Genomic DNA, 24,080 nt, shown 5'->3' with positions numbered 1-24,080 from the left:
TCTTTCAACCTTGTGTGAACGATGGTGATGAACGATCTGGAGAGGGAACAGGAATGAATAATAAACGTCGGAGCGACTGCCCATCGTGAGATCGGCGCCCGAACGGAGAGTGTGATGAGCGAACTGCCTTTTGCCGCGACCACCCCGGTCAGCGTCGCGCGTGTCGGGTTGAAGGCGCGCGATGCCGAAAACCTTGCCGCCTATTATCGTGCCGTCGTCGGCCTGCAGGAGTTGAGCCGCGCCGATGGCGCGATCACCCTCGGCGCCGCGGGCCGCCCGCTGCTGGTGCTGGAGCAGGATGCCTCGGCCAAGCCTGACGACCCGCGCAGCGCCGGCCTGTTCCATACTGCGTTCCTGCTGCCATCGCGCGCCGATCTCGGCCGGTGGATCAGCCATGCCGCCGCCAACCGGATCGGCATCGAAGGCGCCTCGGACCATCTGGTCAGCGAGGCGCTCTACCTCACCGACCCTGAAGGCAACGGCATCGAGATCTACGCCGATCGCCGTCCGCAGGATTGGAAATGGAACGGCGACAAGATCGCAATGTCGACCGAGCGGCTGAATCTCCCCGCGGTCGTCGCCAGCGTGCCCGTCGGTGACGCCGGCTGGCAGGGAGCGCCGGAAAACACCATTGTCGGCCATGTCCACCTGCGCGTCGGGCGTCCGGAAGACGCCGAAGCGTGGTGGCATGACGAATTCGGCTTCGACACGGTCGCCAAATATGGCGGTCAGGCGGTGTTCCTGTCCTCCGGCCACTACCACCACCATATCGGTGCCAATTCCTGGCGCAGCGCCGGCGCCGGCCGCCGCGATCCCTCCCGCTCGGGCCTCGCCTGGGTCGAAATGCGCTCGGACAACGTGAAGGCCGAGACGACGCGTGAAGATCCCTGGGGCACGGTGATCAGGACGGTGCCTGGCAAGGCCTGATTAGGCTGCGCCACGCTAGCGGGCCTTCCCCCGGACTCAGGCCTGTCCAAACACCCGCTTGAAGATCGTGTCGACATGCTTGGTGTGATAGCCGAGGTCGAACTTCTCGCGGATCTCGGCCTCGGGCAGTGCCGCTGTCACGTCCTTGTCGGCAAGCAGTTCCTCAAGGAAATCAGCACCTTGCTCCCATACCTTCATGGCATTGCGCTGCACCAGGCGATAGGCATCCTCGCGTGACACGCCAGCCTGGGTCAACGCCAGCAGCACGCGCTGCGAATGCACCAGGCCGCGGAACTTGTTGAGGTTCTTCTCCATGTTCTCGGGGTAAACGAGCAGCTTATCGACGACACCGGTCAGGCGTGCCAAGGCGAAGTCGAGCGTCACCGTCGCGTCCGGTCCGATCATGCGCTCCACCGAGGAGTGCGAGATATCGCGCTCGTGCCACAGCGCCACATCCTCCATGGCCGGCATGGCGTAGGAGCGGACCATGCGGGCAAGGCCGGTGAGATTCTCGGTCAACACCGGGTTGCGCTTGTGCGGCATCGCCGACGAGCCCTTTTGTCCCGGCGAGAAATATTCTTCCGCTTCCAGCACCTCGGTGCGCTGCAGATGCCGGATCTCGACGGCCAGGCGCTCGACCGACGAGGCGATCACGCCGAGCGTAGCGAAGAACATCGCATGGCGGTCTCGCGGGATGACCTGAGTCGAGACCGGTTCCGGCTTCAGGCCGAGTTTCTTCGCCACATGCTCTTCGACATAGGGATCGATGTTGGCGAAGGTGCCGACCGCGCCCGAGATGGCGCAGGTGGCGATGTCTTCGCGCGCGTGCAGCAACCGCTCGCGGCAACGCGAGAATTCGGCATAGGCCAGCGCGAGCTTGACGCCGAAGGTGGTCGGCTCGGCATGGATGCCGTGGCTGCGGCCGATGGTGATGGTATCCTTGTACTCGAAGGCGCGGCGCTTCAGGGCCACAAGCAGCGCGTCAATGTCGGCAAGCAGAATGTCGCTGGCGCGTGTCAATTGCACCGCAAGACACGTGTCGAGAACGTCCGACGAGGTCATGCCCTGGTGAATGAAGCGAGCGTCCGGTCCGACGAATTCGGCGAGATGGGTCAGGAATGCAATCACGTCATGCTTGGTGACGCGCTCGATCTCGTCAATCTTATCGACGTCGAATTTGGCCGCGCCGCCCTTCTCCCAAATCGTCTTCGCGGCTTCCTTCGGGATGACGCCGAGCTCGGCCAGCGCATCGCAGGCATAAGCCTCGATCTCGAACCAGATGCGGAACCGGGTTTCGGGCGACCAGATGGCGACCATTTCCGGCCGGGAATAGCGAGGGATCATGGGTTTAGTCCTGCTGGGAGAAGCTTTGGCCGCGTCCTAACAGAGGCCGGCTCAATGCTCAACGCCGCCGGCGTGCAAACCAGATGCTGGCGGCGGCAAGTACGGCAAAGCCGAACGGAAAATAGAGCCGGATGCCCAGGACGACGAACTGGTAGAGCGCGGCGAGGACCGTGAACACGAACTCAGACGCCCAGGTCCGCGTGAAGGCCGGCGCGTGCCACTCGGCGTAGTAAGAACGGTATTGCAGGGCAAACAGCCCGCCGGTGAAAGCGAGCGTCGCGCCAAGCAGGCATACGAAAGCTGCGGCGAGCGCGGTTTCCCAGTGGCGGCCGCGCGATACCAGTGCGGCGAACGTCAGCCCGACCGAAAAAGCAAGCGCGCCGCCGAGCGCATAAAGCAGCACGACGAAGCGGGCGCTGTCCGGCGTCTCCCAATAATACAGATTGAGGAAAGTGCTCGCCGCCATCGCAAGCCCCCACAGCAAGGCGCCGACAATTGCCGAGCTTGCTGATGGCAGAGCGTCGCGCAGGCGGTTTGCCAGGCGCAGACGCAAGGAGGCCGGCTGCAGCGACGTTACGGTCACTGGGCCACGTTCCGCGGCGAAAAGCGGTTCGGCTTGCGTGGTGTTGGCAATGCTCCCTGTCTCATTGGCGTCATGGCTATCACGCCATGGTGAACAAGACGTGCCACTCGATGCATCCAATCCGGCGGCCGTTTGTTATTGTGGGCGGCCGACAGGGACGCGCGGCCACCCACCGGAGGGACCAGCATGACCGTCGATCTCAGTAAGATACGCGAGCATATGGAAGTAGTCGGCGCCGATGGCGTCCATGTCGGCACCGTCGACAAGGTCGAGGGGCAGCGCATAAAGCTGACCAAGGCCGACAGCGGCATGGGCTCGCACAAAGGCCACCACCATTACGTTCCGCTGGCTCTGGTCGCGGAGATCGAAGGAAAGAAGGTCTGGCTCTCAGCGAATTCGGAAGTCGCGGTGACGTTCGAGGAAGAGAAGTCCGACCCGACCTGACCGGCGTCCAGAACTCTAGCGGGACGACCAGACCGGAAAGAGATCGCCGTCGGCCGGCCTTGCCGCGTGGACGCCGCGGCTGATGGCGCGGGCCATCGTAGACCCCGCTGCGGCATAGAGGTCGATCGCTGCATCGGCGCTGAGTTCGATGCCGCTCCTGCCGGTCGCGAGCGCAAAGACGAGATCGCCGTCGGCCGGTGTGTGCGTCGGCCAGATGGCGCGGGCAAATCCGTCATGCGCCGAAATCGCCAGCCGCTTGGCGGCCGACTTGGAAAGCACGGCATCGGTGGCAATGACGGCAATCGTCGTGCTGGCGCCCTCTGGTGGTTCCCCTGCGCGCCTGTCGCGGTACTTCAAGAGTATCTTCCTGGCGTCTTCCGGTATCGGGTCGGGATAACCCAAGCCGCCGAATTCATCGCCCATCTCGAAGGGAGCGGCCCAGAAATGGCGGCTGCGTCCGACCGTCACCGAACCGGTCGGGTTGACGGCGGCGAGCGCGCCGATGGTGACGCCGCTGTCGAGCATCGTCGAGGCCGAACCCAGCCCGCCCTTCAGACCGGAAGTCAGAGCGCCGGTACCGGCGCCGACCGTACCGAGCGGGAAATCGGTCGTTGTCGCCTGAGCCGCCTCGTAGCCAAGCTCGCGATAGGGCGGATAGCGGCCCCAATCCTTGTCGCCGCCATTGCGCAGGTCGAAGAGGATCGCGGCCGGCACGATCGGCACGCGAAAACCACCCACCTCGACGCCGATGTTTTTCTCCCGCAGCGCCGCCTGGACGCCGGAAGCGGCATCGAGGCCGAAGGCCGAGCCGCCGGACAGCACGACTGCGTGAATGGTCGCGATCGAGTTTTGCGGCTCGAGCAGGTCGGTCTCACGCGTGCCTGGTGCGCCACCCAGCACCTGGACTCCGGCCACCGCCGGCTCCTCGCAAAGCACTACCGTGACGCCGGACTTCAGCCTGGCGTCAGCAGCATTGCCGACGGTGAGTCCGGCGACGTCGGTGATCAGGTTGCGTGGACCGGTGCGGAACATCAGTTTTCCTCCAGCGGCACGAAATGGGTGCCGTCGAAGCGGAAGGCGCGGAATGGGTTTTGGCTGAGATCGCCCTTTTCGTCGAAGCGGACGGTGCCGATAGCGGTCGCGAAATCATGGTCGGTCAGCGTCTTGGCGAGCGGCTTGCCGGAGCTTTCTGCGTCGACCGCTGCCGCCTTGGCGACCTCCACCGCGGCATAAGCCGGCAGCGTGTAGCCGTCGGTCACGATCTTCCTTTCGCCAAAGGCCTGCACGACCTTGGGGTCCGCGACTTCTGCCCACTCCGGCAGCGCGATCATCAGTGTGCCGGCCGCATAGGGCACATCGCCGGGTGGCGTGCGCAGCGTCTCGCCGCCGGCGAATGTGATGCCGGCATTGAGCGAGGCAGCGTCGCGCCCCATGATGGCGATGTCGTCGCCGTCGCCGCCGGCAAACACTTTCGTGGCCCCCGCTTTTTTCAGGCGGCCGATCAGCCCGATCTGGTTGTCGAGCTGCGGCCGGAACGTGTCGACGAAGACCGGTTTCAGCGCCGCCTGCTCGGCGGCCGCGCGGAAAGTCTCTGCGATCTCTCGGCCATAGATGGTGCCGTCATCGATAACGGCGAACAATTCGTTCTGCCAGAGCCGAGTGAGGATCGTGGCCACCGCATTGCGTTCGTCGTCGCCGCGCGGCCCAAGCCGGTAGACCGGCCAGCCGGTCTTGGCGCGGCGGTCGGTCAGGCTCTCGGTGCGCACGCCGATCGCGATGACCGGAATGTTGGCATCCTTCAGGATCGGCAGCGCCGCCTCGATCGCCTCGGTGCACAGAAAACCGACAACGATGTTGACCTTGGCATCCACGAACTGCCTGGCAGCCGCTGCACCGCCGTCGGCCGTGCAGGCGTCGTCAACGGTTCGGACCGCGACGCCTTCGGCGTCCGCCGCCAGCGCGGTCCCCGCCTCGATCTGCTTGCCGAGGATCGCCGACGGCCCGGACAGCGGTGCGGCGACGCCAACCAGCGTCTCGGCATGGACGCTCGCGCCCAGCCAAAGCAGCGCGGCTAAAGTCGTCGTGAGAAGGCGCATTCGGGCGAAGAGGTCCTCCGTGCCGGGAGTATTGTTCCGGCACTATTCCAGCAAAGACCTAAAGGCTGCCTAATCCCGGTGCAACACGCGAATTCAGGATTGCGCTCAAGCACTTCGCTTGTGTCATACAATATGCAGCCATATATAACGAGCTTCCGTTTTGGCAGGTGGATCATCGGGTGCTGAAGATTAATGACATCGGGCCGCAAGCCTATCGCGATGCGATGGCGCATTTTGCCGGCCATGTGCATGTGGTGACCACGGACGGCCCGGCCGGGAGACGGGGCGCAACGGTGATTGCCGCCTGCTCGGTCTCGGATACGCCGCCCGCCGTGCTTGTCTGCCTCAACCGCGAAAATCCCAAGAACGAGGCCTTCATCCGGAACGGCAATTTCGCGCTGAACACGCTCGCCTCGGACCAGGAGGCGCTGTCGGTCGGCTTTTCCGGCATCACCGGCCTGCCGTCCGAGGAGCGCTTCGCGCTCGGCGAATGGGACGTGATCTCGACCGGCGCGCCGACGCTGAAAGGCGCGCTCGCCGTCTTCGATTGTCAGATCATCGATACCAAGGATTTGGCCACCCACCGTGTGCTTTTTGGCAAGGTGACAGGCCTGCGCATCGGCGATAATTTGCGGCCGCTGATCTACCACAACCGCGACTACCACGTTCTGTGAAAACCGCTCTTGCGCTTTGATGGTTCGAGGCGCGCCCCCGTGGCGTGAAGGCGATGCTGCCGCGTGTCGACGAGTTCCGCGCCGTGCACAATCTCGGACGCGCTGGCCGATCCTTGCGCCCCGCTCGCCCAGCGGCCGGCCGCAGCTGTGGACCTGCGGCGCTGGCTGGGAACTGGCGACAGGCGGGCCGCGTAGCCATATGTTTCGCAGCGATATATTCCTCTGGGACGTTCCCCGAGAAAATAGACTTTGTGAGAAGCGACGATGGACGAGAGCATTTATCTCGATGAGCTCCGCGATCCCCTGATCATCGCGGAAGGCTGGATGAAGAACGGTAAGAATGTCGCCATCGCGACCGTGGTCGAAACCTGGGGTTCGGCCCCCCGCCCGATCGGCAGCCATCTGGTCATCGACGCCGAAGGCAATTTCCACGGCTCGGTGTCGGGCGGCTGTGTCGAGGGCGCGGTGGTGGCCGAAGCGATCGACGTCATCGGCTCGGGCAAGCCGAGGATGCTGGAGTTCGGCGTTGCCGACGAAACCGCCTGGCAGGTGGGGCTGTCCTGCGGCGGCCGCATCAAGGTCTATGTCGAGCGGCTGGGTTGACTGCGGATGGATCCGTATGTTCTCAAAACATTGAACGAAGAGCGCCGCGCCAGGCGCGCCGCGGTGCTGGTCACCGACCTCGGTGACGGCCGCGACCGCATCGTGCGTGAAGGCGACCGCGTCGCGGGCGAGCTCGGCGCGGCGATCGCCAGTGCGTTCCGCACCGGCATCTCTCGATCGGTGGAAGCGGAAGGGCGGACTTTCTTTCTCAATGCGCATCTGCCGCGCCCGCGCCTGGTGGTGGTCGGAGCGGTGCATATCAGCCAGGCGCTGGCGCCGATGGCCAGAATCGCCGGCTATCCGGTCGAGATCATCGATCCGCGCACCGCCTTCGCCACGCCGGAGCGCTTCCACGATGTGGCGCTGCATGCCGAATGGCCGGAAGATGTGCTGAAGCGCCAGCCGCTCGACAGCTACACCGCGCTTGCCGCCGTCACTCACGATCCCAAGATCGACGATTTCGCGCTGAAGGCGGCGCTCGACGCCAGGTGCTTCTATGTCGGGGCGCTTGGCAGCAGGAAGACTCACGTCAAGCGGGTCGAGCGTCTGCTGGCGCTCGGCGCCAGCGCCGACCAGATCGCCCGCATCCATGCGCCGATCGGGCTGGACATCGGCGCCGCGAGCCCGGCCGAGATCGCCGTCGCGGTGCTGGCACAAACCATCCACGCCTTCCGCTCGCGCGGCCTGGAAAGCAAAGGCGCGGTGGCGTGAAGTTCGGCCCGATCGCGATCGATGAGGCCGAAGGCGCGGTGCTGGCGCATGCGACCACTGCCGGCGAGCGGCGATTCCGCAAGGCGCATCGGCTGAACGGCGAGGACGTTGCTGCGCTGAAGGCGGCCGGCATCAGCGAAGTCGTCGTGGCCGTTCTGGCTCCCGATGACCTCGGCGAGGATGCCGCAGCCGAAAAGATCGCGTTGAGCATGTCCCATCGCAACGTGGAGACGAAGCCCGCTGCAACGGGACGCGTGAACTTGCATGCCGAAGCCGCAGGCGTCTTCACCGTCGACGCCAAGATGATCGACGCCATCAATGCCATCGACCCCGCGATCACCATCGCTACCCTGGCGCAGCACGCGCCTGTCGAGGCGGGCCAGATGGTGGCGACGGTGAAGATCATTCCGTTTGCCGTCGCTGCGAGCCTAGTCGATGCGGTGGCCAGGATTTGCGCCGGCGGCGAAATCTGCGCCGTCAACGCCTATCGCCCGGTCAATGTCGGCGTCATCCAGACGACGCTGCCCGGCTTGAAGCCGAGCGTGCTCGACAAGACGCTGCGGGTCACCGAGGCGCGGCTGGCGCGCTCCGGCGGCCGGCTGAAGGCGGAGCGGCGCACGCCGCATGACGTGACGCTTGTTGCGGAAGCAGCAAGCGCGCTGGCGCGCGACAACGACATGGTGGTGATCTTCGGCGCCTCGGCGCTGGCCGATTTCGCCGATGTCATCCCTGCCGCGATCGAGAAGGCGGGCGGCAAAGTCATTCGAGCCGGCATGCCGGTCGATCCCGGCAATCTGCTGGTGCTCGGAACGCTCGACGGCAAGCGCGTCATCGGCGCGCCCGGCTGTGCCCGCAGCCCGAAGGAAAACGGTTTCGACTGGGTGCTGGACCGGCTGATCGCCGGGCTTGACGTGACGGCGGGCGACATTGCCGGCATGGGCGTCGGAGGCCTGTTGATGGAAATCCCGTCCAGGCCGCAGCCGCGCGAGCCGCTGCCGTCGCGGTCGGCAAAAGCGGAGCCGAGGGTCGACATCGTGCTTCTCGCCGCCGGGCGCTCCAGCCGCATGGGCGGGCCGAACAAACTGCTGGCGCTGTTCGACGGCAAGCCGCTGGTGCGGCGCACCGCCGAGCGGGCGCTGGGATCGAAGGCGGCCAACGCCATCGTCGTCACCGGCCATCAGCGCGAGCGGGTGCGCTCGGCGCTCTCAGGTCTCGATATCACGCTTGCCCACAATCCGGACTTCGCCGACGGGTTGGCCTCGTCGCTTAAGGCGGGCATCGCGCGGGTCGCGCCCGACGCGGCCGGCGCCATCATCGTGCTCGGCGACATGCCTGGTATCTCGTCTAAGGATCTCGATAGCCTGATCGATGCGTTCCGCCGATCCGGGGGCCGCGCGGTGGTGCGCGCGGCGCATCACGGCAAACGCGGCAACCCGGTGCTGCTGCCGCGGTCGCTGTTTGCCGCCGTCGCGCAGCTCGAAGGCGATACTGGCGCGCGCCATCTGGTCGAGGCCGAAGGGCTCGACGTCATCGATGTCGAAATCGGGCAGGGCGCTTCGATCGACGTCGATACACGCGAGGCGCTGGAAGGCTCGGGCGGCGTGCTGCAGGATTGACAAACCGAAGCCGAATTTCGCATGGCTTCGGAATGTCTTTGCGCTGCCGAACTCTGCTCACTTTGCTCGCCGCAACAGCATGTTCGCTCTCTGCCGCCGAGGGCCAGACGTTGTCGCTGAAACCCTTCAAGGACGAGCTTTTCGCTTACCCGGCGACGCTGTCGAGCGGCGACAACGGTGCCTATACGGTGCTCGACTATCGCGAGATGCGCGACATCAATCAGCGCGACGAGGTGCCTGAAAGGCGTGTGCATGCCCAATATATCGACCCCGGCGTGCGCAAGATGCAGCAGGACTTGATGCTGAAGACCGATGTCGGCGATGTCCGGCATGTCGCAGTCGGCAAGACGCAAGGTGCCGCCATCATCGTCCTTTACCTGCACGGGCAGGGCGGCAGCCGCAAGCAGGGCGTCGACGACTTCACCTTTGGCGGCAATTTCAACCGCCTGAAGAATCTGATGGCCGAAAATGGCGGTCTTTATCTTTCGCCGGACTTTCCCGATTTCGGCGACAAGGGCGCCGCCCAAGTCGCGGCTTTGATCGACCACTATGCAGAGACATCGCCCGGCGCGAAAATCTTCGTCGCCTGCGGCTCGATGGGCGGCATTCTCTGCTGGAAGCTGGCCGACCGCAAGGATATTGGCGCCCGCGTCAGTGGGCTCCTGCTGCTCGGCTCGCTCTGGGACGAAAGCTTCTTGACCAGCCCGGCGTTCAAGCGCCGCGTGCCGGTGTTCTTCGGCCAGGGCAGCCGTGACGTGGTTTTCCAGGTTGAGAAGCAGGAAGCCTTCTTCCGCTCGATTCTCGCCAAATCGAAGACCTATCCGGCCCGCTTCGTGCGGTTCGAGACCGGCACGCATGGGACGCCGATCCGCATGGTCGATTGGCGCGGCACACTGAACTGGATGCTGACGAAAGCGCCCTGATCAAGGCGGCGTGTTGTAGTCCAGGACGGTCTCGGGATTGGTCTCGCCGTCGTAGGACGCATCGACATCATACTGCACCAGCGAGAAATTGCCGTGGCGGAACAGATAGGTGCCGGTCGATGAAGCGTCGCCGGCGCCGCGCCATTTGTTCATCGAGGTGATCGTCTGGGTCTTGTCGTCATATTCGGAATTGACCAGCTGGTCGTCGGTCAGGAAGCCGATGATGTGGATGCCCTCGACCTTGCCTTCGCTGTTGTTGTTCTCGTAACGGATGTCGAGTTCCGGCGCGGCGAACTGCAACTGCCGGACGCCGGACACGTCGTCATAGATGTAATAGACCGCGCTTTCATTGTAGGCGGCCATCGAGCAAAAGAAGCGGAAGAGCCGCGTCTCGCGCTCCGGCTCGTCGGCTCCGGCGTCCTTGTCCTTGTAATGGATCGAGTAGGCGTCCGGCTCGCCGGCCGGCTTGCCTTCCGGGTTCTCCTTGTCGCACTGCTCGCCATAGGCGGCGAGGAACGCCTTCCTGGCCTGTTCCAGCGCCTCGTCCTTCTTGGGCGGCGGCGGGCCGTCGCCGCAGCTTCTCGGCACGGCATCCTGGAAATCCGAAGCCGACGGTTTCAGGGCGCCCTTGTCGATAAAGATCGGCTGGAACGGCGGTTCCTGGATCTGCGCGTTGACCTGGCGAAGCGTGTAGCAGCCGGCAAAGATCTTGGCTTCGCCCTTCTTGTCGGTGGCCTGGATGGCGACAGGGACGCTGTAGTAGATGCTGCCGGCAGCACCTTCGTCCGATACCGCGCCGGTCCTGACCTCGACGGTGTCGGTGCTGTCGTAGCCTTTAACGAAGGCGTCGAAATCTTTTGCCGGCTTGGTGTCGCCGAAATAACCCCAGGCGCGGGCGAATTCATGCCGGTTGATCGCGCTGTAGAGCGAGCGGACAACGGCCTCGGCACTGGACCGGTCGTCGATATAAGGAGCTTCGGCTGCAAGGGCCGACCGGCCGATGGCCGCAAGGGAGAACAAGGCAGTCGCTGCGATAAGGGCAGGTCTCATCGGGAATCTCCGCTCGATAACGAAAATACTACCACCGCGATTGCGGCGAGGCGGTGACGGGGGCGCACGGGCTGCTTGAAGAATCGAGCCGGGAAGCGCTAGCTCACGGCCCGCGGCGCTGACGCCGCCTGGGGAGATAACTCACGTGACCATATCCATGTACGATATTTCCGTGGCCGTCTTTTCGGCCCGGCTGAAGGCGCTGGCCAGCGTGCTGTCACTGGCCGAACAGAACGCCGCCGACCGCAAGATCGACCCGCAGGTGTTTCTGACCGCGAGGCTGGCGCCCGACATGTTCGCGCTGACCCGGCAGGTGCAGATCGCCACCGATCATGCCAAGGGCGCGCCGTCGCGGCTCGCCGGCCGCGAAGTGCCGAAATACGAGGACAACGAGTCCAGTTTCGAAGAGCTGCACGCCCGAATCGCCAAGACGCTCGATCATCTGGCGACATTCTCGGCCGCCGATCTGGACGGGTCGGAGGAGCGGACGATCGAATTGAGGCTTGCCGGACGCGAGGTCTCGATGGCCGGACTGCAATATCTGCTCAACGCAGCCATGCCGAACTTCTACTTCCACATCACCACGGCATACGACATCCTGCGGCACAATGGCGTGCCGCTGGGCAAGTCGATTTTCCTAGGACGCTGAAGACGGAGAGGTTTACCGGCGCCGCCGAGAACCCTCTTTTTCATCTTTGAATCAGCGTATCGACATCTCGCGGGCGATACGTGGAAAGTCGGCCGGCTTGATGCCGATATCGGCGCGGTCGGCGTTGCTCATCGCGTTCAGCAGCGCGAGCGCCGATCGGTAACGCTGCTGTTCCTGCGGCCGCGGCCGCGCGAACATTTCGGTGAAGAACCCCATATTCCAGCCCCTTGTTTGTCCTCCACACGCCGAGAATATAGGTGATTTGTTACCAATTGTGCAGTGCAGCAAGTGCATGGCTGCCATGCCCGGTGAATCTTTTTCCGCCAAAATCGCTTCTCTTCTGAAACTTTTGCGGAAACTCGACCGTACGCTGGGACCGGCCGGGCTTTTTCCTCGCCACTCTGGCGACCCTGCCGGTCTATATCGAATGCAGCCGGCATTTTTGTTTCCGGCCGACCTGCAGCTTCAACACTCGCAATTGTTAATGTCGTCGGCATTCATTTTTAACGACAGCGATCTATGGTCGACGGCAACAATGAATGCCGTTGCGACAGGAGGAGGCTGAGATCGGCACCGGGAACAAGCTGGATTTCGCTTCGTTGCTCGACGACCTCATCATCGCTTCCGAGAAGGGCGAAGACGGGGGCGCCCGGCCCTCTATTCCATTCGACTATCTGTCGGTGGCGGACGAGCTTCACTCCGGCCGCATCAAGGTCGCCGGCGTCGCCGCCGAGTACCGCGAAGCGGGCGCCGACCTTGCCGCCGAGTTCGCCGCGCTTCTCGACCAGGCCAAGCTGGCTCTCGCTGAGGAAGAGCATCGCCCTGAGGAAGAGCTGGCGCCGATCGACCCTGAATCGATTGCCGGCGAGCTCGGCCTCGATCGCCCTGCGAAGGATACCGATTTCGGCCGCATTCGACGCAACTTCGCCTTCGCCAACCATCCGGACCGTGTCGCCCCGCATCTGCGTCAGCGCGCCATGATCCGCATGCAAGTGGCCAACATGCTGATCGACGAGGCCAAGCGGCGCGCGCTGGCCGCGGCACGACGCTAACCGGTTTCCGAATTCACGCAAAAGTCGCCAGGACCGGCTTGGAGAAAATCCGGCCTATGCCTTATGCTTGAATTCCTCCCCGCGCAGCCGCGCGCCACCTCCCGCCGGAGACATTCCATGCAAAAACGCCGCCTCGGTCGGACAGACCTCCTTGTTTCGCAAATCTGCCTCGGTTCGATGACCTGGGGCCAGCAGAACACAGAGGCCGAAGGCCATGCCCAGATGGATCTGGCCTTCTCGCGCGGCGTGAATTTCATCGACACCGCCGAGCTTTACCCGATCCCGCCCAAAGCCGAGACGCAAGGGTGGACCGAGAGGATCATCGGCAGTTGGATGAAGACCAGGGGCAACCGCGACAAGGTCATCATCGCCTCGAAAGTGGTCGGCCGCACGGCCAACGCCTGGTTTCGCGGCGACCGGCCATCGAAGCTTGTGCGCGCCGACATTTTCGATGCGGTCGAGAAGTCGCTCGCCAAGCTCCGCACCGATTACATCGATCTCTACCAGATTCATTGGCCGGACCGGGACATTCCCTGGGGTTCGAACCCGACGCGGGTCGGGGCGGTAGCGCGGCGGGCCGATGCTGTCGGAGCGCCGGCGGACGAGACCCCGATCGCCGAGACGCTAGCCGTCTTCGAGGAACTGGTGAAGGCGGGAAAAATACGCCATTTAGGCCTGTCGAACGAAAGCTCGTGGGGCGTCATGCGTTTCCTGGCCGAGTCCGACAAGGGCGTCGGCCCGCGCATCGCGTCGCTGCAGAACGCCTACAATCTCGTCAACCGCACCTTCGAGGTGAACCTGGCCGAAGTCTGCCAACGCGAAGAGATCGCGTTTCTACCTTATTCTCCGCTGGCGCAGGGCTACCTCACCGGCAAATATGATCACGGCGCGCGGCCGCAAGGCTCGCGCACGCAGCTCTTCAATCGCGGCCAGCGCTACGAGACGCCGAATGCGGCGGAAGTGCTGCTCCAATACAGTGAGCTGGCGCGCTCCTTCGGCATGGAGCCGGCGCTCTTCGCCAACGCGTACGTGACGAGCCGGCCTTTTGTGACCGCGAATATCGTCGGCGCCACCAGCGTCGCCCAGCTCGACATGGCGCTGTCTTCGGTCGAGGTCCGCTGGACGGAGGAGATGCAGAAGGCGGTCGACGCCATCCACCAGCGCGTCGGCAACCCTTGCCCGTGACTGGAAATCATTGAGAAGGACGGAGCGATGGAGGCGATGGCAGATTTTCCGATCGAGCTCGTGCGCGGACGGTTTCCAGCACTTTCGCTGACCGACAAGGGCCGCCGTCGCATCTATCTCGACAATCCCGCCGGAACCCAGGTGCCGCAGGCGGTGGCGGATGCGGTCTCGCGCTGCCTGCTAACGACAAACGCCAACCTCGGCGGCTTCTTCGAAACGACGCTCGCGGCGCAGCAGGTGGTCGATGATGCGCATGCGGCGATGGCCGATTTTCTCGGTGCGGCGAGCGTCGAGGAAATCATCATCGGTGCCAATATGACGACGCTGACCTACCACATGTCGCGCACACTCGGCCGGACGATGAAGCCGGGCGACGAGATCATCCTCACCCGCATGGACCACGAGGGCAATGTCTCGCCCTGGCTGCAGCTTGCAGAGGATCTTGGCCTCGTCGTGCGTTTCCTGCCCTTCGACGAGAAGAGCTGGCAGGTCGAGGAAGCGCGGCTGAAGGCGCTGCTTTCGGAAAGGACGCGGCTTGTGGCGCTGAACTATGCCTCGAACCTCACCGGCTCGATCAACCGCGTGAGCGAGCTGACGGCACTCGCCAAGCAGGCCGGGGCGCTGGTCTATGTCGACGCGGTGCAATTCGCGCCGCACGGGCTGATCGACGTTCAGGCGCTGGGCTGCGATTTCCTGGTCTGCTCGGCCTATAAATTCTTCGGGCCGCATATGGGTATATTGTGGGGCCGCCGCGACGTCATCGATGCGCTGAAGCCCTACAAATGCCGCTGCTCGTCCAACCGCCTGCCGGAAAGGTTCGAGCTCGGCACGCCGCACATCGAGCTGATGGCTGGGTTGACCGCAGCGGTCGACTACTTCGCCGATCTCGGCGCCGCAGCCGGCGAGGGCGGTTCGCGGCGGCAGCGGATAGCGAGAGCCTTCGAAGTGTCGATCGCTTACGAGAATACGCTCGCCCGGCAGTTGATCGAGGGCCTGTCGAACATCGAGGGATTGACCATCCGCGGCATCACCGACCCGGAATGTTTCGGCGATCGCGTGCCGACAATTTCCTTCACGGTAGAGGGCATCGCGCCGGAAACGATCGTGCGACAGATGAATGCCGAGAACATCTTCCTGTGGTCCGGCCACAACTATGCATGGGAGATCGTCCACCAACTCGGCATTCCGCCGGAGCAGGGCGTCGTGCGCATCGGCATCGCGCATTACAACACAGCCGCAGATATCGACGAGACGCTGGAAAGCGTACATCGCGTCATTGCAATGCTGAGGCAGCAGCGCGCCTGAACTATCCTTTCTTCCCGCCAAAGCCGGTCAGGAAAGCGGTGAGGTTGTCGCCGAGCGCATCGCAGAGGTAGCCGCCCTCCTGGACGATGACCGTCGGCAGGCCAAGGCCGGCGATCGCCTCGCCGACGCGCGCGAAGCCGGGCGTCGTCACCGAAAGGCCTCCGAATGGATCGCCTTCGAATGCGTCGAGCCCGAGCGCGACAACCAGCGCTTCCGGCGCGAAGGCGCGGATGCGCCGGAAGGCTGTTTTCAGCCCTTCCAGAAATGCCGCGTCGCCGGATTTGCGCGGCAGCGGCAGGTTGAGGTTGTAGCCGAGGCCCGCCCCTTCGCCGCGCTCGTCGGCATGGCCCCAGAAGAAGGGATAGAAGCGCACCGGATCGGCATGCAGCGAGACGGTCAGAACATCCGGCCGGGCGTAAAAGATTCCCTGCGTGCCGTTGCCGTGATGCAGGTCGACATCGAGTATGGCGACGCGTCCCGCGTCCTTTCTCAGCACCTGCGCGGCGACCGCCGAATTGTTGATGAAGCAGAAGCCGCCCGCCACGTCGGCAAAGGCGTGATGGCCAGGCGGGCGGCAGAGCGCGTAAGCCGCCGTCGCGCCGGCCATCACGGCTTCGGCGGCTTCCACTGCGCTCCAGGCGCTCCAGAGCGCACTGTTCCAGGTCTCTGCCGAGATCGGGCAGGCTGTGTCGGCCATATGATAGCCAGCCTGGCCGACCGCCGAGGCCGGATAGGGGCCGCCGCGGCCGATTGGATGGATGTTCGGGATGACCTCCGCCGAGGCGCCATCGATGCGTTGCCAGCGCGCGAAGATGTGCTCGAGAAAGTCGAGATATTCGGGCGTATGCACGGCGGCGATCGGCCCAAGGCCATGGTCGTTGGGCCGTTCGATCGTCACACCGGCCGATCTTGCGCCGGCTAGCAATCTCTCGACCCGTTCCGGCTTTTCCGGATTGGGTTGCGGCGCGCCGCTGGAAAGGAAGGCCCTAGGGTCATGGCGCTTCTGTTCCTCGGCATAGAAGGCTTTCATCGTTCGTCCTCCGGCGCGTCGGCAAAGGCAAAAAAGGGCTCGCCGACAATCTTGTGCACCTGCTCGTAGCTCGACCGGCCGATACCGAGCTTTTCATAGAAGGTCTTGGCGGTCTCGTTATCGGTGTCGACGGAGAGCCTGAGATAGACGCCGCCTGCAGCGCGACACTCCTTGGCCACGCGCCGCAACAGCTTCTCACCGATGCGGCGGCCGCGAAAGCGGTCCTCGACATAGAGGTCTTGCACAAAGACCCCGGGCCGGCCCATCCAGGTCGAAAAGATCGGGAAGTGCAGGCAAAGCCCGGCGAACTCGCCGTCGACCTCGGCGACCAAGGTCGAAAAGGCGGGGTTTGCGCCGAAGCCGTAGCGGCGGAGGTCATCCGGTGTCGAGGTGATGTCCTGATGCGCGCCGATGTGGGTGCCGAGGCGCAGCAAGGCGGCATGGATGGTCTCGGCATCCTCGATTTGGCCGGGGCGGAGGATAATTGTGCTCACGACAAGTACGGCGCCCGGGCACCCGCCTCTGTCCCGCCGGACATCTCCCCCGCAACGGGGGAGATCAGCAGGTGCACCGACGGCGCTGTTCCTGCAACGTCGGCGATTGGCGAAAGCGACAGCGACATCGGATCTCCCCCCTCGCGGGGGAGATGGCCGGCCGGCCAGAGGGGGGAACGAAGGATCGCGAACATCTCAGGACGTCTCAAAGCGCCATTTCACCCTCAGCCTGCCACCGGCAGGTCGAGTTCTTCCGCCAGCGCCTCGAGCGAGTCGCCGATGATTGCGGTCATCTCGCCGATCTGCTCGCGCGTGATGATCATCGGCGGCGCCACCATGAAATTGTCGCCGTCGACGCCCCCTTTGACCTTGCGGCCATAGATGATCAGGCCGCGCGCATAGGCGTGGTCGAGCAGGCGCTGCGTTGCCTTTTTCGCCGGCGCGATCGGCGTCAGCGCCTCCGGATCGGCGACCATCTCGGCGCCGAGCAGCAAGCCCTTGCCGCGCACGTCGGCGATGAAAGGGAAACGCTTCTGCAACGCTTTCAACTCTGCGATCAGCACATCGCCCATGGTCGCGGCGTTGGCGATGAGATCGAGCCGGTCCATTTCGCTCAGCACCGCAAGGCCGGCCGCACAGGCAAGCGGATTGCCGGCGTAGGTGTGGCCGTGCTGGAAGCCGCCCGAGGCGAGCAGCGGCTCGACGAGCCGCATGGGAGCCGCCAGCGCGCCGAGCGGCGCATAGCCGGAGCCCAGCCCTTTTGACAGCGCGACGATGTCCGGCTTGCAGTTCCAATGGTCGCCGCCCAAAAAATTACCGGTGCGGCCGGCACCGCTCATCACCTCGTCATGGATGAGCAGGATGCCGTAGCGGTCGCAGATCTCGCGGATGCGCGGATAGTAGCTGTCGGGCGCGACAAGGGCCGCCGTTGCCGCGCCGCCGACGGGTTCCATGATGAAGGCGAGCACGCTTTCCGGGCCCTCGGCCTGTATCTTGTCTTCGAGCATGTCGGCATAACGGATGCCGCGCTGCTCCATCGAGAGGTTGTCGCGATCGCGCCAGGCGGCCGGCGCCGGCACCGTCGGCATCACCCGCATCAACGGCGTAAAAGTCTCGGCAAGCGCGTCGTCGCCGGTGATGGCGAGCGAACCCAGCGTGCCACCGTGATAGGACGGGAAGCGGGTGATCACCTTCCAGCGCTTCGGCTGCCCGGTGGCGACCGCCCATTGCCGGGCGAGTTTGATGCAGGATTCGGTCGCTTCCGAGCCGCCCGAGACGAAGAAGATGCGGTCCATGCCTTCGGGCAGCTTGTGAGACAGTGCCCGCGCCAGTTCTTCCGCCGGTTCGTTCTCGAAATGAAGCCGATAGGCGAAGGTGGTCTTGTCCATCTGCCGCTTCATGGCGTCGAGCACGTTGCGGTTGGAGTGGCCGATATTGGCGACCATCGGTCCGCTTGAACCGTCGATGAAGCGACGGCCGTCCTTGGTCCAGAAATAGATGCCCTCGGCGCGGTCGACGAGTGGCCGGCGCAGGCTGGAGAGATAGAACAAATGCGACGGCGGCCGCGCTTCGGCTTCAGGCGAGGGCTGCACTTCCGGTGTCGGCATGTCAGGACTTTCCGAGATAGCGGTCGAGAACATTCTTGGTGACGCGTTCGACCATCGCGTCCTGCCTTAGCAGGCCGGCGACCCATTCGCAGCTTCCGGCGTGGAAGACTTCGCCCTTGCCGCGCGGGAAATTGACGATCATGCCGTTGCCGCGCTTGACCTTATCGAGATTGGCGTCGCTGGCCTCGCCGAACAAAGTCTCGGCGGTGAAGCGGCCGTCCTCGTCGGTGAGGAACTGGTCTTCGATCGGAATGTCGGCGCTTTCCTCGACCTGGCTCGCCAGGCCGACGGCCAGCACCTGCAAGCCGTCCGGCGCGCCGCTCTCTTCAGTCGGGTACGGCAGGCCGCCGCGTATTTCGAAATCGAGCCCGTCGACCTCATAGCCATAGACATGGCTATCGGCGCCAAGCAGGTCGCCATAATAGATGCCGGTGCCGGCGAAGGCCCAGTGCTCGGGGCGGTAGACCGGGAAGCCGCGCACACCGCGCGGCGCGCAGCCGCCCCAGCCGGCATAGACGCCACGCGTCGCGTTGAGGCCGAAGGTAGCGCTGCCCGGACGGCCGATCTCCGGCGCTTCCCAGGAATTGGTGGCGCGGGTGATGTCGCCGCAGCGATAGGCCGGGTCTTCGGCCCGCGCCCGGTATTTGTAGCAAACCTGGCGTCGGCCCTCGTCCTCCAGCCTGGTCTGCCACATGAAATTGCCGGCGAAGCGCGCCGCGTGGCCGCCGCGCTCGACATAAGCGTCCACCGCGTCGCGCATCTCCCAGGTCCAGTATTCGTCGTGGCCGACGAAGACGACGCAATCATAGCCGTCGAGGATTTCCGGCGAGAAGTGCAGCTCGTGCTGGCTGGCGAGGTCGACCTGATATCCGGCGCGTTCGGCAAAGCGGAAGAAATGGCTGTCGTAGCTTGCCCAGCCGGAAGACGCGTATTTCTTCGAATGTCCCGTGGCAAAGGCCCATTCCATATGCGGATAACGCGGCACGGTCTTCGGCGGCATCGCGACTTCCAGCGGCACGCGCGGTGCATCCTTGGGCAGCACGACGAAGCCGCGGCACCAAGGGCGTTGCGTGGAGACCATCGTGGCATATCGGTCGCGGTTCGGGCCGGTGATGCCCTGATAGTGGTTGGAGCCGCCCCAGGTGTTATAGGCGAGCCAGGTGCCGGTCGCGGCGATCTGCAGCAGGCGACCAGGCTTGCGGCCGGGCAGGGGCGCGACGATGAAGAGGTGGTGGCTCTCGATCGGCGTGCCGTCCGGCCCTTCAGCCGAAAGCCTGACACGGTAAGCTCCCGACGGCCAGTCATCGCCGATGCGGAATTCGAACGAGGCTTCCCAGCCGCAGCCGTCGACCGAACATTGCTCGGGCGTTTCCTGCCAGCGCGCCGACAGTCCCGACCCATCGAAGACCTTGGTTTCATCACCGCCGTCGCGGACGATGACAATCCTGAATTGCGGGGCCGTCGAGCTGACGAAAAGCGTCACCGTCTCGCCCGGACGATAGGAAAAGCGGTCGCTGTAGCACCAGATCTCGCCGCTCGAGCCGTCCATGCCGGGCCACTCGTAATAATGCCCGCGCACCGCCTCCCGGCGCTGCTCGGGCGTCAGTCCGAAATCGGGAAAGTCGGCGGGCCGTTGCGTCATGGAAAAACCGAAACCAAGAGGTCGCCATTGAGACCGTAGGACGGCCAAGCGTCAAATGGAAACGATCGGGCCAGCAGGCGCTTGGCCTTATCCGGCAAACGGCTTATTTGATCTTCAGGCGATGTTTGAACGCCGGGAGCCAAGATGCTGCGCGTGCAAAGGGTCAAGGTCGACGACATCTATGTGCCGATGGCGAGGCGCAAGACGCTGCATCCGGAGACGGTGCGCCATCTTGCCGAGGATATCCTCGAGAACGGCATGAAGACCCCGATCCAGGTGCGCCACGACGGCAAGCGCCATGTCCTGATCGAGGGGCTGCACCGGCTGGAAGCCGCCAAATGGCTCGGCGAAACCGAGATCGACGCCTATCTCGTCCAGGCGCGCCGCCACTGACGCCATTCCCTATCGGTTGCCGTGTCGGCCCCTGCATCACCGTGAGCGATCGCGTCCTATCAATGCTTTTTAATTGACGCTGCGATGTTCGCCGCTACCGTGCCGGCCTTCCTGTCAATCGGGTACTTGGAAATGGCGAAATACCAGGGCGGATGCCTGTGCGGCGCAGTGCGCTATCGCGCCGAGGCCGAACCAATCAACGAGCGCGTCTGCCATTGCCGGCTGTGCCAGAAGGCGATCGGCGCCGCCTTCAATGCGCGGCTCCTGTTTCGCATCGATGATGTCACGATCGAGGGGCCGGTGGCGACGGTCAATTCCTCGCCGGACCTCAAGCGTGGCTTCTGCCCGGCTTGCGGCACGACGATCTTTTCGCGACGTGACTCCAGGGGCATTCTCGGCGTCACATCCGGCTCGCTCGACGATCCGTCCGCGTTCAAGCCCGACATGCATTTCTGGACCGCTTCGAAGCAGCCTTGGGTGCGGCTGGATGACGGCCTGCCGCAATATGAGGGGGCACCGCCGGCATAGAGTTTTCCGATCTCCCACAACAATGGGAGAAGGAAGAATGCCTGCACAAAAATTTCATCTTCGATTCACGAGATAGCCGGCAAAGCGTCATTGGCGGGCCATCATTGGCTGCCTATCTAAAGCGCCACGCGGGAAGGCATCGAGGAGGCGACGGATGAGCGAGAGCAGCAACCCCCTGGACGAGCTTTTGAACGACCCGATGATCCAACTCGTGATGGAGCGAGACCGCGTGCGCCCGGCCGAGCTTCGCCTGCTCTTGGAAAAGGCTCGCGACAGGGCTGCCGACGATTCCCGCTTCGACCAGCCGGTGCTGCCGCCGGCGCATATCGTGGCCAGAAGCTGCCTGAAGCAATGGCTGTACCGCTAAAGCGCGTCGCGCCGAACTGACGCGCTTTAGGTCTTTCCGATCAGCTCGAATGCGCCGGCAAATAGCTGTAATGACTGCGGAGATAGGCAATTTTGAAGCCGAGCCGGGCGTAGTTGCGGTAGGCCGGACCGTGGCGTTCGGGGCGCGGCGCCTCGATGTCGGCGACGAACAGTCTTGCGCCGGCGGCTATGCCGTCGCGGACCAGCCTTTCGCCAAGCATGGCGTCGAGGTCGAAGCTCGGCGCCATGATGCCAGGCACCGGGGCGTCGATCCCGCTCCAGGCGGCGCCATCCGAGATGAACATTGAACGCACGGCAGCCACGGCGCCATCGCGTTTCAGCATGTAGTGACGCCAACCCTCGCGGCCGACCAGCGCGATGAGCCAGGGCGAGGTGGGCAGCCTGTACTTCGCATCGATGAAGGAGGCCCATTCGGGAGCGGTCTTGGACGTAACCTCTTCGACCGACAGATCGTCTGCCGGGAACAGCGGCTCGGCAGGCAGCGGCGTTGCGACGCGAAAAATTCGTTCCCAGCCGCTCTGATGCTGGAGCCCGCGCGCTTCCAGCCAGCAGCGCAGCCGGGAAGGCTCGGTGTGCGGGCTTGTGCAGAACCACGGCCGCAAGATGCCGGCAGCGCGGTAATGCGCCAGCAGCGAATCGAGCTGATCTTCCGTGGCCGGGCCGTCGACGCCGATGTTCTTCACGCAGTTGAAATGGATGAAAGGGATCGTCGTGCAGGTGGTCCAGACGAGGTCGCCGTCGCGGGCGAGCGACAAGCCGTGCCGCGCGGCGAATTCCGTGGGCGCGGCATCGTAGAGATCGAGCCAGGCATTGACCTCTGCGCGCTCGATGGCGCGGCTCAAATCACGCGAGACCTCCTCGATCCCGATTTCCGGATGGTGCGACACCGGCGGGACGACCGGCTGCAGTTCCGAGAGGGCGGCAGTCGACATGCTAGTCCTCCTCCGATCTGCCTTACAGTGTAAGATTAGCGGATGATAATATGGAAGCGCCTGTTGTCAAGCAGGATAAGCGGCACCTTACAAATCCGTGAATTGGCTTCGCCGTACCATGAGGCTAAGCCTGCCCTTGAGGGGCTTTGCGCATAACAATTCATTTTTCGCCGGGGAAAGGACAGGGATGACGGACGTCTGCACGCAGGGATTGGACACCGGCTTCGTAAGCCTGGGCTACGCCAAGGTGGCGTTTCTCGGCATCGTGCAAGGCATCACCGAACTGCTGCCGATCTCTTCGACGGCGCATATGCGCGTCGTGCCCGCCGTGCTTGGCTGGCAGGACCCGGGCTCGGCCTTTTCTGCGGCTATGCAACTCGCGGCCCTTGCCGCGGTGATCAGCTATTTCTGGAGCGATGTCAGGGAAGTCGCGGTGGGGTCGCTGGCGGCGCTCACGCGCCGCGATTATGCCAACCGCTATTTCCGCCTGGCGATCGGCATCGTGCTTGCCACCGTTCCGATCGTCATCGCCGGCCTTGCGCTATCCAGCGTGCTCAATGCCTGCAACTCGCCGCTGCGCGGGCTTGCCGTGATCGGCTGGGCCTGCATCGCCATGGCCGTGCTGCTTGCGCTCTCGGAAATCTATGCCCGCCACAGGCTGACCCTGGACAAGGTGTCCGTGCTCGACGCCTTGCTCGTCGGCGTGGCCCAGGTCGGCGCGCTCATTCCCGGCGTGTCGCGCTCGGGATCGACGCTGACGGCGGCGCTGGGCCTTGGCTATGCCCGCCCGGAGGCGGCGCGGCTCTCCTTCCTGCTCGGCCTGCCGGCCATCGCGTTGGCCGGCCTGAAGGAGCTTTGGGAACTGCACAAGATTCACCTCGGCGCTTATGGCTGGTCAGTCCTGGCGGTCGGCCTCGTCGTCGCTTCGATTTCCGCCTTCTTCGCCATATGGGGACTGATGCGCGTGCTCGAGCGCTTTTCCGCCTGGCCCTTCGTCATCTATCGCGGCCTGCTCGGCGTCGTGCTGCTGATCGGCGTCGCCGTCGGCTGGCTGAGCTAGAGGCTTTCACCGAATCCGCTATACCGGCACCTGAACCTTGCTTCGGGTGCGCCTATGGACATTGCAACGCTGCTGCAATCGCTGCCGTTGCTGGCAGCGCTGGTGAAATCGGCGGTGCCGGCAGTAGTCGGTGCGGGCCTGGGGCTGAGCCAATGGGTCGCAGCGCTGCCGCCGTGCCGCAATCACACCTTCGAGACCGCGACCTATCTCGTCTGCGAGACGGACCCGAAGCATTACTCGATCGAGCTGTTCTGGAAGGATCCCGACGGCAAGCTCTACCAGTCGCTGCACAATCTTCGAAGCGCGCAGCAGGCGGCCGGACGCACCATGCTCTTCGGCATCAATGCCGGCATGTACCATCCCAATCTCGCGCCTGTCGGTCTCTATGTCGAGCGCGGGCAGCAGATCGCGTCGGCGAAGACCGGGGCCGGCTCCGGCAATTTCTCGATGCAGCCCAACGGCGTCTTCTATCTTAGCGACGGCAAGGCCGGCGTTCGCGCGACGAAGGATTATTTGAAGCGTTCCCCGAAGGTGGACTATGCCACCCAGTCCGGGCCGATGCTGGTGATCGACGGAAAGCTGCATCCGAAATTCCAGGCCGACAGCCCTTCGCGAAAAATCCGCGATGGCGTCGGCGTGCGTGGCGACGGCGTCGTCGTCTTCGCCATCTCGAACGACGTGGTGACTTTCCACGAATTCGCGCGCCTGTTCCGCGACGAGCTCGACTGTCCCAACGCGCTCTTCCTCGACGGGTCGATCTCCAGCCTCTATGCGCCGGCTATTGGCCGCAACGACGATTTCTGGAATCTCGGGCCGATGATTGGCGTGTTCAGGCGCTGAGCAAT

At 64.2% G+C, this 24,080-nt stretch carries 28 protein-coding genes and 1 pseudogene; 18 read left to right on the top strand and 11 right to left on the bottom strand.

Features of this window, described 5'->3' with window-relative positions; translation table 11 throughout:
• Nucleotides 1-114: 114 nt before the first annotated feature.
• Nucleotides 115-927, top strand: a complete 813-nt coding sequence (locus CK222_RS14865; RefSeq protein WP_095780610.1) for a VOC family protein — start codon at nt 115-117, stop codon at nt 925-927.
• A 36-nt stretch (nt 928-963) separates the two neighbouring features.
• Here the strand turns inward: CK222_RS14865 and purB are convergent, their stop codons facing one another.
• Entirely contained in the window at nt 964-2,271 is a 1,308-nt protein-coding gene (gene purB, locus CK222_RS14860; RefSeq protein WP_095800839.1) for an adenylosuccinate lyase, read from the bottom strand.
• A 58-nt stretch (nt 2,272-2,329) separates the two neighbouring features.
• Nucleotides 2,330-2,818 (bottom strand): hypothetical protein, encoded by a 489-nt coding sequence (locus tag CK222_RS14855; protein ID WP_245433043.1) that lies wholly within the window; start codon nt 2,816-2,818, stop codon nt 2,330-2,332.
• A gap of 222 nt (nt 2,819-3,040) precedes the next feature.
• On the opposite strand from CK222_RS14855, the gene CK222_RS14850 reads away from it, so the two are divergent.
• Entirely contained in the window at nt 3,041-3,298 is a 258-nt protein-coding gene (locus tag CK222_RS14850) for a DUF2171 domain-containing protein (protein WP_095800838.1), read from the top strand.
• 15 nt (nt 3,299-3,313) lie between these two features.
• Here CK222_RS14850 and CK222_RS14845 read toward each other — a convergent pair whose 3' ends face one another.
• The gene (locus CK222_RS14845; RefSeq protein WP_095800837.1) at nt 3,314-4,330 is read right to left on the bottom strand and encodes a P1 family peptidase; all 1,017 of its coding nucleotides are present in this window, start codon (nt 4,328-4,330) and stop codon (nt 3,314-3,316) included.
• Nucleotides 4,330-5,394 (bottom strand): ABC transporter substrate-binding protein, encoded by a 1,065-nt coding sequence (locus CK222_RS14840; RefSeq protein WP_095800836.1) that lies wholly within the window; start codon nt 5,392-5,394, stop codon nt 4,330-4,332. Before CK222_RS14840 ends, CK222_RS14845 begins: the two co-directional genes overlap by 1 nt.
• 179 nt (nt 5,395-5,573) lie before the next feature.
• Between CK222_RS14840 and CK222_RS14835 the strand changes: the two genes are divergently transcribed.
• From CK222_RS14835 to CK222_RS14815, 6 genes and pseudogenes are all read left to right on the top strand, one after another.
• Entirely contained in the window at nt 5,574-6,068 is a 495-nt protein-coding gene (locus CK222_RS14835; RefSeq protein WP_067328468.1) for a flavin reductase, read from the top strand.
• Between the two features lie 3 nt (nt 6,069-6,071).
• Nucleotides 6,072-6,263, top strand: a pseudogene (locus CK222_RS32895) (VWA domain-containing protein); the annotation flags it as partial.
• A gap of 69 nt (nt 6,264-6,332) precedes the next feature.
• A complete protein-coding gene (locus CK222_RS14830) occupies nt 6,333-6,671 on the top strand; it encodes an XdhC family protein (RefSeq protein ID WP_067328341.1) in 339 nt (112 codons plus the stop codon).
• A gap of 6 nt (nt 6,672-6,677) precedes the next feature.
• On the top strand, nt 6,678-7,382 hold the full coding sequence (locus tag CK222_RS14825; RefSeq protein WP_095800835.1) for an XdhC family protein: 705 nt from the start codon (nt 6,678-6,680) through the stop codon (nt 7,380-7,382).
• Nucleotides 7,379-8,998: a molybdopterin-binding/glycosyltransferase family 2 protein gene (locus tag CK222_RS14820; RefSeq protein WP_095800834.1), complete on the top strand. Its 1,620-nt coding sequence runs from the start codon at nt 7,379-7,381 to the stop codon at nt 8,996-8,998. Before CK222_RS14825 ends, CK222_RS14820 begins: the two co-directional genes overlap by 4 nt.
• A 32-nt stretch (nt 8,999-9,030) precedes the next feature.
• On the top strand, nt 9,031-9,921 hold the full coding sequence (locus tag CK222_RS14815) for an alpha/beta fold hydrolase (protein WP_095800833.1): 891 nt from the start codon (nt 9,031-9,033) through the stop codon (nt 9,919-9,921).
• Here the strand turns inward: CK222_RS14815 and CK222_RS14810 are convergent, their stop codons facing one another.
• Nucleotides 9,922-10,971, bottom strand: a complete 1,050-nt coding sequence (locus CK222_RS14810; RefSeq protein WP_095800832.1) for a DUF1176 domain-containing protein — start codon at nt 10,969-10,971, stop codon at nt 9,922-9,924. It lies immediately after the preceding gene.
• A 145-nt stretch (nt 10,972-11,116) separates the two neighbouring features.
• Here CK222_RS14810 and CK222_RS14805 point away from each other — a divergent pair, with 145 nt between their 5' ends.
• Nucleotides 11,117-11,620 carry a DUF1993 family protein gene (locus tag CK222_RS14805; protein ID WP_095800831.1) on the top strand — a complete coding sequence of 168 codons (504 nt, stop codon included), beginning with the start codon at nt 11,117-11,119 and terminating at the stop codon, nt 11,618-11,620.
• Between the two features lie 51 nt (nt 11,621-11,671).
• Here CK222_RS14805 and CK222_RS14800 read toward each other — a convergent pair whose 3' ends face one another.
• Nucleotides 11,672-11,836: a DUF1127 domain-containing protein gene (locus CK222_RS14800; RefSeq protein WP_082954041.1), complete on the bottom strand. Its 165-nt coding sequence runs from the start codon at nt 11,834-11,836 to the stop codon at nt 11,672-11,674.
• A gap of 76 nt (nt 11,837-11,912) precedes the next feature.
• Here CK222_RS14800 and CK222_RS31620 point away from each other — a divergent pair, with 76 nt between their 5' ends.
• The 4 genes from CK222_RS31620 (at nt 11,913) to CK222_RS14785 (ending at nt 15,162) form a co-directional block, all read left to right on the top strand.
• On the top strand, nt 11,913-12,185 hold the full coding sequence (locus tag CK222_RS31620; protein ID WP_141247065.1) for a hypothetical protein: 273 nt from the start codon (nt 11,913-11,915) through the stop codon (nt 12,183-12,185).
• Nucleotides 12,160-12,672 carry a hypothetical protein gene (locus tag CK222_RS14795; protein ID WP_176477640.1) on the top strand — a complete coding sequence of 171 codons (513 nt, stop codon included), beginning with the start codon at nt 12,160-12,162 and terminating at the stop codon, nt 12,670-12,672. The genes CK222_RS31620 and CK222_RS14795 overlap by 26 nt, the downstream gene beginning before the upstream one ends.
• Before the next feature lie 117 nt (nt 12,673-12,789).
• Nucleotides 12,790-13,857 (top strand): aldo/keto reductase, encoded by a 1,068-nt coding sequence (locus CK222_RS14790; protein ID WP_095800886.1) that lies wholly within the window; start codon nt 12,790-12,792, stop codon nt 13,855-13,857.
• Between the two features lie 36 nt (nt 13,858-13,893).
• Nucleotides 13,894-15,162 (top strand): cysteine desulfurase-like protein, encoded by a 1,269-nt coding sequence (locus CK222_RS14785; RefSeq protein WP_095800885.1) that lies wholly within the window; start codon nt 13,894-13,896, stop codon nt 15,160-15,162.
• Nucleotide 15,163: 1 nt separating this feature from the next.
• On the opposite strand, the gene CK222_RS14780 is transcribed toward CK222_RS14785, so the two are convergent.
• The 4 genes from CK222_RS14780 to CK222_RS14760 all read right to left on the bottom strand — a co-directional run bounded on the left by CK222_RS14780 (nt 15,164) and on the right by CK222_RS14760 (nt 19,935).
• Complete coding sequence (locus tag CK222_RS14780; RefSeq protein ID WP_095800830.1) at nt 15,164-16,192, bottom strand: histone deacetylase family protein; 1,029 nt, start codon at nt 16,190-16,192, stop codon at nt 15,164-15,166.
• Nucleotides 16,189-16,686: a GNAT family N-acetyltransferase gene (locus tag CK222_RS14775; RefSeq protein ID WP_095800829.1), complete on the bottom strand. Its 498-nt coding sequence runs from the start codon at nt 16,684-16,686 to the stop codon at nt 16,189-16,191. The genes CK222_RS14780 and CK222_RS14775 overlap by 4 nt, the downstream gene beginning before the upstream one ends.
• A 224-nt stretch (nt 16,687-16,910) precedes the next feature.
• A complete protein-coding gene (locus tag CK222_RS14765) occupies nt 16,911-18,293 on the bottom strand; it encodes an aspartate aminotransferase family protein (protein ID WP_095800828.1) in 1,383 nt (460 codons plus the stop codon).
• 1 nt (nt 18,294) lies between these two features.
• Nucleotides 18,295-19,935, bottom strand: coding sequence for a N,N-dimethylformamidase beta subunit family domain-containing protein (locus tag CK222_RS14760; RefSeq protein WP_095800827.1), 1,641 nt, complete (start codon nt 19,933-19,935; stop codon nt 18,295-18,297).
• A gap of 144 nt (nt 19,936-20,079) precedes the next feature.
• On the opposite strand from CK222_RS14760, the gene CK222_RS14755 reads away from it, so the two are divergent.
• From CK222_RS14755 to CK222_RS14745, 3 genes are all read left to right on the top strand, one after another.
• On the top strand, nt 20,080-20,328 hold the full coding sequence (locus tag CK222_RS14755; RefSeq protein ID WP_095800826.1) for a ParB N-terminal domain-containing protein: 249 nt from the start codon (nt 20,080-20,082) through the stop codon (nt 20,326-20,328).
• A 132-nt stretch (nt 20,329-20,460) separates the two neighbouring features.
• Nucleotides 20,461-20,856, top strand: coding sequence for a GFA family protein (locus tag CK222_RS14750; RefSeq protein ID WP_095779642.1), 396 nt, complete (start codon nt 20,461-20,463; stop codon nt 20,854-20,856).
• A 154-nt stretch (nt 20,857-21,010) separates the two neighbouring features.
• The gene (locus CK222_RS14745) at nt 21,011-21,223 is read left to right on the top strand and encodes a hypothetical protein (RefSeq protein ID WP_067328366.1); all 213 of its coding nucleotides are present in this window, start codon (nt 21,011-21,013) and stop codon (nt 21,221-21,223) included.
• A gap of 40 nt (nt 21,224-21,263) precedes the next feature.
• On the opposite strand, the gene CK222_RS14740 is transcribed toward CK222_RS14745, so the two are convergent.
• Nucleotides 21,264-22,175, bottom strand: a complete 912-nt coding sequence (locus tag CK222_RS14740) for a hypothetical protein (RefSeq protein WP_095800825.1) — start codon at nt 22,173-22,175, stop codon at nt 21,264-21,266.
• Nucleotides 22,176-22,362: 187 nt separating this feature from the next.
• Here CK222_RS14740 and CK222_RS14735 point away from each other — a divergent pair, with 187 nt between their 5' ends.
• Nucleotides 22,363-23,235: an undecaprenyl-diphosphate phosphatase gene (locus tag CK222_RS14735; RefSeq protein WP_066995237.1), complete on the top strand. Its 873-nt coding sequence runs from the start codon at nt 22,363-22,365 to the stop codon at nt 23,233-23,235.
• Nucleotides 23,236-23,289: 54 nt separating this feature from the next.
• Nucleotides 23,290-24,075, top strand: coding sequence for a phosphodiester glycosidase family protein (locus CK222_RS14730; protein ID WP_095800824.1), 786 nt, complete (start codon nt 23,290-23,292; stop codon nt 24,073-24,075).
• Nucleotides 24,076-24,080: the final 5 nt, after the last annotated feature.

The sequence above is a fragment of the Mesorhizobium sp. WSM3866 genome (genome assembly GCF_002294795.1).
Lineage (GTDB): Bacteria > Pseudomonadota > Alphaproteobacteria > Rhizobiales > Rhizobiaceae > Mesorhizobium.
This window is presented reverse-complemented; position numbering and strand designations above follow the sequence as displayed.

What these genes read in the sequence shown, in the direction of transcription:
- CK222_RS14830 (WP_067328341.1), top strand. Translation starts at nt 6,333, where the DNA reads ATGGACGAGAGCATTTATCTCGATGAGCTCCGCGATCCCCTGATCATC.
- CK222_RS14735 (WP_066995237.1), top strand. Translation starts at nt 22,363, where the DNA reads ATGACGGACGTCTGCACGCAGGGATTGGACACCGGCTTCGTAAGCCTG.
- CK222_RS14825 (WP_095800835.1), top strand. Translation starts at nt 6,678, where the DNA reads ATGGATCCGTATGTTCTCAAAACATTGAACGAAGAGCGCCGCGCCAGG.
- CK222_RS14760 (WP_095800827.1), bottom strand. Translation starts at nt 19,935, where the DNA reads ATGACGCAACGGCCCGCCGACTTTCCCGATTTCGGACTGACGCCCGAG.
- CK222_RS14785 (WP_095800885.1), top strand. Translation starts at nt 13,894, where the DNA reads ATGGCAGATTTTCCGATCGAGCTCGTGCGCGGACGGTTTCCAGCACTT.
- CK222_RS14780 (WP_095800830.1), bottom strand. Translation starts at nt 16,192, where the DNA reads ATGAAAGCCTTCTATGCCGAGGAACAGAAGCGCCATGACCCTAGGGCC.
- CK222_RS14840 (WP_095800836.1), bottom strand. Translation starts at nt 5,394, where the DNA reads ATGCGCCTTCTCACGACGACTTTAGCCGCGCTGCTTTGGCTGGGCGCG.
- CK222_RS14845 (WP_095800837.1), bottom strand. Translation starts at nt 4,330, where the DNA reads ATGTTCCGCACCGGTCCACGCAACCTGATCACCGACGTCGCCGGACTC.
- CK222_RS14750 (WP_095779642.1), top strand. Translation starts at nt 20,461, where the DNA reads ATGGCGAAATACCAGGGCGGATGCCTGTGCGGCGCAGTGCGCTATCGC.
- CK222_RS14800 (WP_082954041.1), bottom strand. Translation starts at nt 11,836, where the DNA reads ATGGGGTTCTTCACCGAAATGTTCGCGCGGCCGCGGCCGCAGGAACAG.
- CK222_RS14730 (WP_095800824.1), top strand. Translation starts at nt 23,290, where the DNA reads ATGGACATTGCAACGCTGCTGCAATCGCTGCCGTTGCTGGCAGCGCTG.
- CK222_RS31620 (WP_141247065.1), top strand. Translation starts at nt 11,913, where the DNA reads ATGGCTGCCATGCCCGGTGAATCTTTTTCCGCCAAAATCGCTTCTCTT.
- CK222_RS14745 (WP_067328366.1), top strand. Translation starts at nt 21,011, where the DNA reads ATGAGCGAGAGCAGCAACCCCCTGGACGAGCTTTTGAACGACCCGATG.
- CK222_RS14795 (WP_176477640.1), top strand. Translation starts at nt 12,160, where the DNA reads ATGCCGTTGCGACAGGAGGAGGCTGAGATCGGCACCGGGAACAAGCTG.
- CK222_RS14850 (WP_095800838.1), top strand. Translation starts at nt 3,041, where the DNA reads ATGACCGTCGATCTCAGTAAGATACGCGAGCATATGGAAGTAGTCGGC.
- purB (WP_095800839.1), bottom strand. Translation starts at nt 2,271, where the DNA reads ATGATCCCTCGCTATTCCCGGCCGGAAATGGTCGCCATCTGGTCGCCC.
- CK222_RS14810 (WP_095800832.1), bottom strand. Translation starts at nt 10,971, where the DNA reads ATGAGACCTGCCCTTATCGCAGCGACTGCCTTGTTCTCCCTTGCGGCC.
- CK222_RS14865 (WP_095780610.1), top strand. Translation starts at nt 115, where the DNA reads ATGAGCGAACTGCCTTTTGCCGCGACCACCCCGGTCAGCGTCGCGCGT.
- CK222_RS14815 (WP_095800833.1), top strand. Translation starts at nt 9,031, where the DNA reads ATGTCTTTGCGCTGCCGAACTCTGCTCACTTTGCTCGCCGCAACAGCA.
- CK222_RS14755 (WP_095800826.1), top strand. Translation starts at nt 20,080, where the DNA reads ATGCTGCGCGTGCAAAGGGTCAAGGTCGACGACATCTATGTGCCGATG.
- CK222_RS14790 (WP_095800886.1), top strand. Translation starts at nt 12,790, where the DNA reads ATGCAAAAACGCCGCCTCGGTCGGACAGACCTCCTTGTTTCGCAAATC.
- CK222_RS14765 (WP_095800828.1), bottom strand. Translation starts at nt 18,293, where the DNA reads ATGCCGACACCGGAAGTGCAGCCCTCGCCTGAAGCCGAAGCGCGGCCG.
- CK222_RS14740 (WP_095800825.1), bottom strand. Translation starts at nt 22,175, where the DNA reads ATGTCGACTGCCGCCCTCTCGGAACTGCAGCCGGTCGTCCCGCCGGTG.